Origin of the sequence: Blautia sp. OF09-25XD, assembly GCF_003482095.1 — a bacterium.
GTDB lineage: Bacteria > Bacillota > Clostridia > Lachnospirales > Lachnospiraceae > Fusicatenibacter > Fusicatenibacter saccharivorans.
The window spans coordinates 33,593-46,246 of sequence record NZ_QUMG01000021.1 but is presented as its reverse complement, the minus strand read 5'-3'; the positions used below and the strand labels follow the sequence as shown (position 1 = coordinate 46,246).

The window sequence follows — 12,654 nt, the reverse complement described above, 5'->3', positions numbered from 1 at the left end:
CCATCTCTACCTATTTGTAAAGATGTGGACAGCTTTTTGGACATACTTTTTTCACATTTTTGTAAAATATTTCATTTTCTATTACTTCATCAAGTCCAATATTTGCAGCGTTTTCATTTTTTTCTCAACATACCGATGCAGGTAAGCACGCAGCAGTCTTTCGAGCTCATCGAGAATCTCCTCGTTCACCGTAAACCCATACAACTTCTCCAGCGGTGCCGCAATGATATAGCGGCATGCCAGCACGGTGCCCGGCTGCAGCGGCCATGGATCTTTGATGGTTTTTCCGCAGTTTTGGCAGTAGATGGCGCTGTCGCGTGGGGAGAAAACGGTCAGGTTTTCTTTCGTGCCGCACTCCATGCAGGAGAACATCTGCGGTGCTTCTCCGCTGATTGTGATCGTCCGCAGTTCGAAGATGCACCGGATCAGGCGGAGATCCTGTTTTCCGCGGCGGATGGCGTTCATCGTCACGTACAGAAGGTTCAGCATCTGGGTTTCATCGTTTCCTTCCTGGCCGAAATATTCGGCCAGTTCCAGAAAATAAAAGCCGTAATAAACGCCGGGCTGCATCTGCGCCAGGTCGAGGAAGTATTCTTTAATGTTTGCGCCGGAGAGGGTGTAGCTGTCACGGCCCTCGTAGACCTGAAACTCGCCGAAGACGAACGGATTGGAGACGGCCATCAGCGGGCTTTTCATGCGGCGGGCGCCGCGCGCGAAGGCAGTGATTTTGCCGAGCTCCCGGGTCAGGATCACGACGCGCTTGTCATACTCTCCGACCGGGGAGGCGGATAATACCATTCCGCTTACATTGATTGGTTCTCGCATGTTTCTTCCTTATTATAATGCAATATTATAAATCGAGTTTCTTTTTATCATATCCGAAGTTCTTCACAAGGAAATCGCTGTCGCGCCAGTCTTTTTTGACTTTGACCCAGAGCTTCAGATTGACTTTCTGCTCCAGCATCTGCTCCAGCTCATACCGCGCGTTGCTTCCGATCTTCTTGAGCATCGCGCCCTGTTTTCCGATGATGATGCCCTTGTGGGAATCGCGCTCGCAGATGATGGTCGCATCAATATCAACGATTTTTCCGTTCGGGCGGTCTTTCATCTGGTCGATCACAACGGCGATGCCGTGCGGGATCTCTTCGTTTAAGGCGTACAGTGCTTTCTCGCGGATGATCTCAGCCACGATCTGGCGCATCGGCTGATCGGTGATGGTGTCCTCATCGTAGAACTGCGGGCCGTACGGCAGATATTTGAAGATGCTCGGAATGATGTCATCGGTGTTCTGATGGCGGAGTGCCGAGCACGGAATGATCTCGGCAAACTGGAACAGCTTGCGGTACGTATCGATGAATTCCAGGATTTTGTCTTTCTCCACGGTATCGGTCTTGTTGATAATGAGGATGACCGGCGCATTGACTTTCTCCAGGATCTCTGCGATATGGCGCTCTCCTGCTCCGATGAAGTTGCTCGGCTCTACCAGCCAGAGAATCACATCGACTTCTTTTAACGTTTTCTCAGCTACATCGACCATGTACTCGCCGAGCTTATTTTTCGCCTTGTGGATACCCGGTGTGTCGAGGAACACGATCTGTCCCTCGTCACACGTATAAACGGTCTGGATGCGGTTACGGGTGGTCTGCGGTTTCTTGGATGTAATCGCAATCTTCTGTCCGATCAGGTGGTTCATCAGCGTGGATTTTCCCACGTTCGGACGGCCGATCAGGGCTACAAAGCCGGATTTATAATTTGCATTGTTTTCCATTGCTGTCTCTTCTCCTCATTTATAAGTTCTCTACGTTCTTAAACAGTTCTTTCTCTTTCTGAATGGCTGCTTCGCTTCCGACAACGCAGATGTTGTTCTGTTTTAAGGCTGCATCTACAAGGTCTGCCAGTGCATGAATGTCATACAGGGTTGCATCGAGGATCTGATCTCTCTCCTGCTGGAAGTCTGCTTCGGTGATGCCGTTGAACCATGCGCTCTCGGAGGTCTGGCCTTTTGCGGACGGGTTCATCGGGACGTCGAGTTCGCTGATCGTTCCGATGATGTATTTGGTCATCTGGCGCTCGTCTGCTTCGAAATTGCGCACGTAATCGCCGATACCGCGGTATACTTCAAGGGTTCTTCCGACGTTCGGGTCACGGTAGGAAGAAATGCACGCGTTTCCGCCTCTTCCGAAAGCTCCGCCGCAGCCGTAAGCGCCGCCTTTGACGCGGATGTTGATCCACAGATAGTCATAGCTCAGCATGACACGCAGGATGCGCAGGGCTCCTGTGTAGTCGTAGCCTTCGCGCTCGAAGTTTCCACAGAGTGCCACGTACTGTACCTGGCCGGAGGTCTGGAAGGCTTCGTTTTTCTGTTCAAAGTCATACACAATGCTGCCCGGCTCCACTTCGTCGGTGTACAGATTCTCTTTGAATGCTGCGATTTTTTCTTCCAGCGGTGCGTAGCCTGTCTCGTCTGCGGTATAGGAGACGGTCAGATTCTCTTTGCGGAAGATGTATTTCATCAGGGTCTGCAGATTTTTAATCAGTTCTGCTTTTTTCTCATCGAAGTTCTCGTCCAGATCTTTTAAGAGCTGGTAGAAGCCGATGCCTGCGATGCGGTCCTGGAAATTGCTCATCGGGGAGTAATAGGAAGCTGCACGCATCACAGCCGTTGCATTTCCGGCGGAAGACAGGCGGTTCTGCAGGCCGGATTTCATGCTGGAGATGATCTCGTGAAGACGTTTCTCGTCACCCAGGCGGGAGGTGTTCAGGATTTCCTCGATCATTTTCATGACGAAATCCAGTTTGTCGTACAGGAATTTCGCGCGGATGCCGAACATTCTGCAGCAGTCGTCATCATTTTCCGGAATGCGGAATACCTGCAGTCCGCAGTTGATGCCGCCGGTCTGTGCATTGATCTCGTTGAACAGTTCGCCGTAGGTGTAGTGTTCGGTGTCCACATAGCCGAGAACGGATTTTAATACGCCCATGTACGGGATCAGATCGTTCGGCACATTTTTCGTATCAAACAGCAAGCTTAAGTAACCGATGCCGTTCGTGAATACGTTGTGATGAAGAACCGTCGTTCCATCGACTTCATGCTCGTCATTGTAAAGTTTGACAGACTCACGTTTGATATCGCTTCGTTTCAGGAGCGGAATCGTCTCGAGTGCTTCCTCGCTCTCCTCTTCTTCCTGATATGCTGCCAGCTCTTTGGTGTCAGCAATGATTTTCTCGATCTCTTCTTTTGACAGGCTCTCTTTGTATTTCTGCAGTTTTTCTGCGGTCTTTGCATCATTTTCTGCGGCAAGACCAGTCTTTGGAATGAGGGTCACGATGGAGGCATGGGTGTTGTCCAGCAGATACGTCTGGATCAGGTCTTCGAAATAGCCTTCTTTTGCCAGTTTTTTCAGCTCATCGTAGATCGCAAGCTGCTGCAGGTAGGCGAACGGTTTGTTCTCGTCGTACAGCCAGCTGTCGAAGACGTCAATGCCGTACATCAGGCCCTTCGGGAAGCTGGAGAAGTCCGCCTCACGGAAACGGAATTCGAAATAGTTGATGCCTGCCTCGATGGCTTTCTGATCCATGCCGTTTTTCACGATATCCTCGAGGGTGCCGCGGATGATGGACAGGAATTTTTCTTTCTCATTTTCATCGGCGTTCTTGGCTACGATGGAGAAGAATGGCTGCAGGATGCCGTCCTCGTAGGAGCCGTAAACATCTTTTCCGATGTGTGCGTCAAGGAGTGCCTGTTTGACCGGGGCTCCCGGTGCGTCAAGGAGTGCATACTCCAGAACAGAAAATGCCACGTTTAATTTTACATCCAGACCGCTGCCGATGACCATGTTGTAGGACAGGTACGCATTGTTTTCAAGCGGATCGCCATCGAGTACCGGGTACTCGTGTACAATGTCGAGGGTCTCTGCAAATGGTTTCTGATACGGAATTTCGGATTTTACTTCTTTTACATCAAAATGGGACAGGTATTTTTCATCCATCCATGCCAGTTTTTCTTCCATATCCATGTTTCCGTACAGGTAGATATAGCTGTTGGACGGATGGTAATAGGTCTGATGGAAATTCAGGAAGTTTTCGTAGGTCAGGTTCGGGATGCAGGACGGATCTCCGCCGGATTCTACGCCGTACGGAGTGTCCGGGAACAGGGTGTTGAAGGTTTCACGCTCCAGGACATCGTCTGCGGAGGAGAAGGCTCCTTTCATCTCGTTGTATACAACACCGTTGTAGGTCAGCGGGCCGTCTTCGCTTTCCAGATGATAGCTCCAGCCTTCCTGACGGAAGATTTCGTCGTGTTTGTAAATGTTTGGGTAGAATACGGCGTCCATGTAGACATGCATCAGGTTCTGGAAGTCGGCATCGTTGGTGCTGGCTACCGGGTACATGGTTTTATCCGGGTAGGTCATAGCATTTAAGAACGTGTTCAGGGATCCTTTGACGAGTTCTACGAAGGGATCCTTTAACGGGAATTCGCGGGAGCCGCAGAGGACGCTGTGCTCGAGGATGTGGGCTACGCCGGTGCTGTCGGCCGGCGGGGTACGGAACGCGATGTTGAAGACTTTGTTGTCATCTTCGTTTTCGAGAAGGAGCACGCGGGCACCGCTCTTGTTGTGACGGAGGAGGTAGCCGTGTGCATGGATATCGTCAATCTGCTGTTCCTGCAGCAGGGTATAGGCTTTGCAATGTTCTGCGTTCATTTTTGTATATCCTTTCTTGTTTTTCTTTATTATTTCCGGTTTTATGCAGTCAAAAACGGACCGCAGTGCCCGTTTGCTGGGATTTTCTGCGGCCCTGTCGGTTTTATTCTTCGTTGTCGGTTTCTGCTGCGGTGTTCTCTGTCTCGTCGACGTGTTCTTTTACTTCGTCGTTTGCAGCGTTGTTCTGTGCATTTTTCTGTGCCTGTGCTGCAGCGGCCTGTGCCATCATTGCCTCAAGGTTCGGGCGGACGCTCTGTGCCTGGGCTCCCATGATTCTCTGGAGCTGTTCTCTGGTCAACAGAAGGTTGAAGCCGGACGGGTTGATGACGAAGCCTTTGGCCTGTTTCATCAGGTACGGCAGAAGGTGCTGAAACGGGATGGCTGCCAGACGGAGTTTTGCCTGCGGATCCGGACGGAATTTCTGGAATTCACCGATATCGGAAAACAGCGGCTGGAAGATGTCTTCGTTCTGGTTTTTGATGTACGGGATGCGCACGTCTGGTCCCGGGTTGGCCGGATCGAATTCGCCCTGTACCTGGGAGATGTCGATGGCAAGGATGAATTTGCTTCGCATCAGATTGACAAGCATTTCTTCTTCGAGTTCACGCAGGTGCTGCATGCGCTCGGCATCGTCTCTTCTCTGGTTTGGTTTTCTGAGTTCCTGCAGAAAGTATACGACGGTGAGCTGTACGCCCGGGTTCAGAACCGGGAGGTGCTGTTTGTTCATTTTCTCCATGTCTGGTTTCGGGAAGATCTGCTCGAGCTCGATGCGGCGGGTCTGGTCGCCTTCGTGGAAGATGACCATATTGACGCCTTCGGCGTAGAGGCCCATATAGAAGTTCGGCATCTGCTTGCGCAGGACTTTTACGGTGAGCAGCGGGGTGTTCTTTTCTACATAGGATTTTGCAAACTCCTTGGCTGCTTCTTCTTCGGTAAACATGTATACCTGATCATCAAAGGTTTCCGGATCGCACTCTACGTATGGGAGTTTTGTGATCTGGGAAAAGGTCACATAGATGATTTCCATGCTCTGGAATTTCTTCATGGTGAAGCTGTTGTCTACTGTCATTTGTGGTTGAGTCCTTTCTTCGCTCTTAGAGGATATGGTATCCCCAAAATATCTATGTGACATTATATCATACTTTTGGTGGGTTGCCAAAGGTTTTCTTTGGGGGTAACGGACCGCGCAGACCAAAGCTGTCGAAACGGGGCCTGACTTTGCATGACGGAGGGAGAGGGCTTTTCGTAGTCTGTAATTGGGGCGTGCAGACTACGGAATTGTTTTTTAACACATTCTAGTTAATCGCTTTGGCATTGGGGTAGATTTTTTCCATTCGGGCGTCCGGGAAATGGGCATCTATGGTCTGCTCGATGGCATTAGCAGCGGGCTTTTGGTGGGCGCGTTCGTCGTATCGGGCGAGAGCAAGGGTAGATACGAACATGTTGGCCACCATGAACACAATCAGGATCCAAGTGATGATTTTTCCGAATTTCATCGGGATTTTTTCAATCCAGCGCGAAATGACAGGATAGAATTTTTTGAGCCAGACGACGGCGGCTATTCCCCAGAAGAAACAGTACAGGAGGTTGATACGGCCTCCGAGGTTGAAGGGAATGTCGCTGTAGTCCCAGAAGACTTTTCCGAATACGATTTCGGTGAACACACTGCAGATGTATTCGTAGGCTCCGCCGAGGAAGGTACCAAAGGCAAACAGGAATCCATCGGAGCGGTCGCGGTAGTTGTAGAGGAACCAGGTAGCGAGGGCGATGGCCAGGCCCCAGACGATGCTGAACGGGCCCCAGACAAGGCTGCTGCGGCTCATCCAGACACCGGCGGTGATGCGGCAGAATATGGTTTCTGTAATATCGCCCAAAAATGCGCCGATGATGAAGAGAAGAACGATTTTGTAAAAGCTGCATCCTTCGGCAAATACGCCGGTTTCTGTTTTCTCTTTTTTCTCCGGAACTGGCTGTACGGCCGGATAGGCACGTTCCACACGACGCTCCAGATAGCGGTAAACACGGACAGAAAGGCGTCTGGTGAAGGCGTCGATCTGATCGTTCATAGCGCTGATCCGCGGCATTTTTTTCGTGATGTGGTGCAGAACAGCATAGGAACCGACGGCATCTACTACCAATATACCAAAGAGAATCCAGGATGTGATATGCAGGAAACCGGCCGGAATTAAATGAAGAACTGTAAAGCAGAGGCGATTGCCGATTTTCATGGCAAGCAGTCCTAAAATTCCCCAGAGTACAGAATACTGGAGGCAGATATAGCCGTCCATGTTCCATTTTTTATTGGAATAGTCCCACCATTTGCCATGGCCAATGCGTTCCAGCGCGTGACCGGCCAGCCACTCGGCTGCGGTAGCGATAATCATACAGCCAAGGAACAAAAAGACGGGGCTTGACTGCAGTTCATACAGATAACGTGTCATAAAGACAGCTGTGATTCCATAGATGGCGCAGAGCGGACCATTTAAGAATCCTCTGTTTACCATATGTTTTTTCCGGATCGCGGCCACAGAAGTTTCCAGAAGCCATCCAAGGAAGGCGTAAAAGAAAAACAGGCCGAGATAGTCATAAATTGTATAGTTCATGTTCTTCTCTCTATTCTTTCATTATTTTTGCTATTTTAAGGATTTTATTTTCCACTGAATCCCTTGTATACTCTCCAGTATTTTGTTTTTATTTTTATCCTGCAAATAAGATGGATTTAATTTTGCTTTTTTATACTGCAAATATGTTCCTTCTGTTTTCTGAATCAGCAATTTTGTAAAATATTGTTCCCAGCTAAAAAACTCTGTGCTGTCGATATAATCTTCTGGATTTTCCAGAATTTTACGAACCTCTTTGTCCTGTAAAAGATCTGAATTTAAAATCAGCCATTCAAAAGACTCCGGTAAATATAAATGTACGTTCTGTTTTTCCTCTATTTTATTGCTGAGAAGATTCATTTCTGCTCCAATTGCAGCACCGTCCGCAATAATACAGGTTTCTTCTGTTCCTGCCTTGCCGATCATTTCCGGTATTTTTGTTTTTCCACCAGCGCTTTCACATGTAATATTCCTTTCTGCACATACATTTTCAAAAAATTGATACCCAGAATTGGAATCTTCCGTAATTATTTTTTGTACTCTAACAGGAAGCCGTGCTGTTTTGGGATAGATCTGATACATTTTCTGATATATTTTTCTGGTATCTCTGTATTTTCCGGAAACATGCAATCCATAAATCTCTTCTACACTATACGACAAATTATATAAGTTTTCTCTCGTAATCAATACAAAATAGTTTTCTGAACCCCGTATGGCAGAAGCAAATTCTTCTGTTTTTATAAAATAATTCTCCTCGTCTATGAAAAAGATGCTTTCCCGGCTGTTTTCCAAAATAATTTTCCAATTAACACCTTCCAGCACTCTGCACGGTACTTCACAGGAAACGTTGATTCCGCTGGACTCCCCTAAATTTTCTGCCTGCCGGATCATATTTACCAGTGTTGTTTTTCCTGATGCACTATCCCCCTGGATGATTGTAATATTACGCTTTATCACAAATTCATAATGAACTCTGTTATTTTGAATAATAACTCTTTTCTTTCCCTTCATACATCCACCTATACATAAGCCTCGGCAACATCTACAAATTCGGACATATTCCGCACAATAGTCCCTGTATTTAAAATCAGGATTTCAAAAGGATCTTTGCCAAACCGCATCACATGATGCAGATTAATCGTCAGATCCTTTTGCTCTCCTAATTTTAAAATCCATTTTGCACAATTATCTCCACATACGGAGGCATTAAAGATCTTTCCGTCTGTATCGTATGCCATCAGCAGCAACGTTTTGATTCCTCCGGATAAATCTTTCGGTGGAATCGGACCAAGCACCGGGCTGTCAATCAGATGCGCACTGATTACCTCCGAGCGATCCACATCGCGGATCATTTCTTTTGCCAATGGCGTGGTCAGCCATTCATCTTCATAACAATTATCAAAATAGGTTGGCGGATGATAGATTGCACCTTTCATTTCTCCAAGATATATTTTCAACATAATAAAATTCCTCTCGCTAACGCTCATTATATCGTGATACGCACATTATACCATATCTCAAAGCCTTCTTGCGCAAATGTATCGTTGTCAACATTTTCCGGGATAAAAATGTTGACAAACGATACAAAACTATTGCCAAATGTCGCTAATTCATTTTTTCTCCCAAAAAGAAAGAAGCCATACTCTCTCAAGTATGACTTCTCTCCTTTTTCAAATTCTTTTTAAGGAAAAAGAATTACTCTTCTTCTGCGCCGTACAGTTTTACGAGTTTGTTCAGGTAAGTGTAACGGTCTTTTGCTTCCTGCTCGTTCTTGCCGAACAGTCTTTCTGCTTTCGCCGGGTTTGCACGTTTCAGAGAGTTGTAACGTACCTCGCCATTCAGGAATTCCTGATAATCTCCTGACGGAGCCTTGGAATCCAGTGTGAATGCGCTCTTGCCTTCTGCAGCGAGTGCCGGGTTGAAGCGGAAGCAATGCCAGTATCCGGTCTGAACAGCGAGCTGCTCCTCGGTCTGTGCTTTGCTCATACCTTTCTTGATACCATGGTTGATACATGGAGCGTAAGCGATAATGAGGGACGGTCCCGGATATGCCTCTGCCTCTGCGATTGCTTTGACTGCCTGATTGTAATCAGCGCCCATAGCGATCTGTGCTACGTATACATAGCCATAGCTCATTGCGATGCTTGCCATATCTTTCTTCTTGGTTTCTTTACCGCCTGCTGCGAACTGTGCAACTGCACCGGTCGGAGTAGCTTTGGAGGACTGTCCGCCTGTGTTGGAGTAAACCTCTGTATCGAATACCATTACGTTGATATCTTTTCCGCTGGCAAGTACGTGGTCTACGCCGCCGAATCCGATATCGTAAGCCCATCCGTCGCCACCGAAGATCCACTGGGATTTCTTAGCGAGGAAGTCTTTGTTCTTAACGATGTCTCTGCAAACGTCGCAGTCAGCGTCTTTGATTGCTTCTACAAGTTTCTCGGTTGCAGTTCCGTTGGTAGCGCCGCAGTCAAAGGTATCCAGATACTCTTTGCATGCTGCTTTTACTTCTTCCGGAGCTTTCTCGGAGTTCATAACATCCTCAACTTTGGCTTTCAGGCCGCCGCGGATTGCTTTCTGAGCAAGAAGCATACCATAACCGAACTCTGCGTTGTCCTCGAACAGGGAGTTGGACCATGCCGGGCCCTGTCCTTTCTCGTTTACAGTGTAAGGAGTGGACGGTGAGGAGTTGCCCCAGATAGAGGAGCATCCTGTTGCGTTTGCGATGTACATTCTGTCACCAAACAGCTGGGTGATCAGTTTTGCGTAAGGAGTCTCGCCGCAGCCTGCGCATGCGCCGGAGAACTCAAGCAGCGGTTTCTTGAACTGGCTGCCCTTTACGGTATTCTCTTTGAATTTTGCTACAACGTCTGTCTTCTCTGGAAGAGCTGCTGCATAATCGAAGTATTTCTGCTCTGCTTCGTGTGCTGCAAGGCTTTCCATAGCCAGTGCTTTCACACCCTTCTTGCCCGGACATACGTTTGCACAGGAACCACATCCGGTACAGTCAAGCTGGGAAATAGCCATTGTGAAGGTGTAGTCCGGCATACCGGTCATCGGCATGGTCTGGATGCCTTCCGGAGCTGCTGCTGCTTCTTCTGCGGTCATGGCAACCGGACGGATAACAGCGTGCGGGCAGACGAAGGAACATCTGTTACACTGGATACAGTTTTCCGGATTCCATACAGGTACGTTTACGGCGATACCACGTTTCTCGTATGCGGATGTGCCGGACGGAGTTGTTCCGTCTACGTAGTCTGCAAATGCGGATACAGGCAGGTTGTTTCCTTCCTGGGAAGTTACTTTTGCCTGGATGGTATTTACGAATTTAACAGCGTCAGCGCGGCCGCTCTCTGCATGAGTTGTGGTCAGACCTTCGTCTGCTGCATTTTTCCAGCTTTCCGGAACTGCAACTTCTTTGATCTGTTTTGCACCCTCATCGATTGCTGCCCAGTTCTTTGCTACGACATCATCACCTTTACGGCCATAGGTAGCTTTTGCTGCTGCTTTCATGAGTTCGATGGCTTTTTCTTCCGGAATGATCTTCGCAAGCTTGAAGAATGCAGACTGAAGAATGGTGTTGATACGGGTCGGTCCCATGCCGGTCTCGATACCGATCTTAACGCCGTCGATCACATAGAATTTAATGTTGTGGTTTGCGATGAATGCTTTTACCTGTCCCGGCAGATGCTCTTCCAGGCCTGCTTCATCCCATGGGCAGTTCAGAAGGAAGGTTCCTCCGTCTACCAGCTCTTCTACCATGTGATATTTGTTCACATAGGAAGGATTGTGGCATGCAACAAAGTTTGCTTTGTGGATCAGGTATGTAGATTTGATCGGTTTCTTTCCGAAACGCAGGTGAGACATGGTTACACCGCCGGACTTTTTGGAGTCATAGTCGAAGTAAGCCTGTGCGTACATGTCTGTGTTGTCACCGATGATCTTGATGGAGTTCTTGTTTGCACCTACGGTACCGTCTGCGCCAAGTCCCCAGAATTTGCAGTTGATGGTTCCTTCCGGAGTTGTTACCAGAGGAGCGCCAACCGGCAGAGACAGATTGGTAACATCGTCTACGATACCAATGGTAAATCTCTGTTTCTCTGTATTTTCATATACAGCAACGATCTGAGCCGGTGTGGTGTCCTTGGAACCAAGTCCGTAACGGCCTGTGAATACCGGTGTGCTCTCGAATCTGCTGCCTTTTAATGCTGCTACTACGTCCAGGTACAGAGGCTCGCCAAGAGATCCCGGCTCTTTTGTTCTGTCCAGAACGGAAATCTGTTTTACAGTCTCCGGAATTGCATTGATGAGTGCTTCTGCGGAGAACGGACGGTACAGACGTACCTTTACAACGCCGACTTTCTTGCCTGCTGCTACGAGGTAATCGATGGTCTCCTCGATGGTATCGCAGACAGAACCCATAGCGATGATTACGTGCTCAGCGTCTGCTGCTCCATAATAGTTGAACAGTTTGTAATCGGTTCCGATTTTCTCGTTTACTTTGTCCATGTACTCCTGTACGATTGCCGGAAGAGCATCGTAGTACGGGTTACATGCTTCTCTTGCCTGGAAGAAGATATCCGGGTTCTGTGCGGATCCTCTCTGGCACGGATGGTTCGGGTTCAGGGCATGTTTACGGAATGCATCTACTGCATCCATATCTACCATGTCTTTCAGATCTTCGTAATCCCATGTCTCGATTTTCTGAATCTCGTGGGAGGTACGGAATCCGTCGAAGAAGTTGATAAATGGAACTTTGCCTTTCAGTGCTGCACAGTGTGCAACCGGTGTCAGGTCCATAACCTCCTGTACGCTGGATTCGCAGAGCATTGCGACTCCGGTCTGACGACAGGCGTAAACGTCTGAATGATCTCCGAAGATGGAAAGTGCGTGGCTTGCAAGGGCACGAGCGGATACGTTGAATACGCCCGGGAGCTGCTCGCCGGCAATTTTATAAAGGTTCGGGATCATCAAAAGAAGTCCCTGGGATGCGGTGTAGGTTGTGGTAAGAGCTCCGGCTGCCAGTGATCCGTGTACTGCACCTGCTGCTCCTGCCTCAGACTGCATCTCAGTTACCTGAACTTCCTGTCCGAAAATGTTCTTTCTTCCCTGGGTTGCCCACTCATCGGTATGCTCCGCCATAACGGATGAAGGGGTAATTGGGTAAATAGCTGCTACGTCGGTATACGCATAAGACGCATGTGCTGCAGCCTGGTTACCATCCATGGTTTTCATCTTTCTAGCCATTTGATTTTATCCTCCTTAAAAAATGATGACCAAAAATTACTTTGGCTTTTCTCAGGTTGGTGTTCTGCCGGGTTTCGGTTGCCTCCGCGCTTCGAAAAACCCGG

The 12,654-nt window shown here is 48.4% G+C and carries 8 protein-coding genes; all 8 read right to left on the bottom strand.

Annotation, left to right across the window (positions count from 1 at the left end):
- Positions 1-81: 81 nt before the first annotated feature.
- Positions 82-825: a DNA repair protein RecO gene (gene recO / locus DXA93_RS15165; protein WP_119208665.1), complete on the bottom strand. Its 744-nt coding sequence runs from the start codon at positions 823-825 to the stop codon at positions 82-84.
- Between the two features lie 25 nt (positions 826-850).
- Entirely contained in the window at positions 851-1,768 is a 918-nt protein-coding gene (gene era / locus DXA93_RS15160) for a GTPase Era (RefSeq protein WP_055227900.1), read from the bottom strand.
- A gap of 19 nt (positions 1,769-1,787) precedes the next feature.
- Positions 1,788-4,703, bottom strand: coding sequence for an insulinase family protein (locus DXA93_RS15155; protein ID WP_119208663.1), 2,916 nt, complete (start codon positions 4,701-4,703; stop codon positions 1,788-1,790).
- A 103-nt stretch (positions 4,704-4,806) separates the two neighbouring features.
- Entirely contained in the window at positions 4,807-5,772 is a 966-nt protein-coding gene (locus DXA93_RS15150; RefSeq protein ID WP_158581007.1) for an SseB family protein, read from the bottom strand.
- A gap of 226 nt (positions 5,773-5,998) precedes the next feature.
- Positions 5,999-7,306: a putative ABC transporter permease gene (locus tag DXA93_RS15145; RefSeq protein WP_119208659.1), complete on the bottom strand. Its 1,308-nt coding sequence runs from the start codon at positions 7,304-7,306 to the stop codon at positions 5,999-6,001.
- A gap of 30 nt (positions 7,307-7,336) precedes the next feature.
- Positions 7,337-8,314, bottom strand: coding sequence for a translation initiation factor 2 (locus tag DXA93_RS15140; RefSeq protein ID WP_119208657.1), 978 nt, complete (start codon positions 8,312-8,314; stop codon positions 7,337-7,339).
- Between the two features lie 8 nt (positions 8,315-8,322).
- Entirely contained in the window at positions 8,323-8,763 is a 441-nt protein-coding gene (locus DXA93_RS15135) for a DUF4869 domain-containing protein (RefSeq protein ID WP_119208655.1), read from the bottom strand.
- A gap of 235 nt (positions 8,764-8,998) precedes the next feature.
- The gene (gene nifJ, locus DXA93_RS15130) at positions 8,999-12,550 is read right to left on the bottom strand and encodes a pyruvate:ferredoxin (flavodoxin) oxidoreductase (protein WP_117760614.1); all 3,552 of its coding nucleotides are present in this window, start codon (positions 12,548-12,550) and stop codon (positions 8,999-9,001) included.
- Positions 12,551-12,654 lie beyond the last annotated feature (104 nt).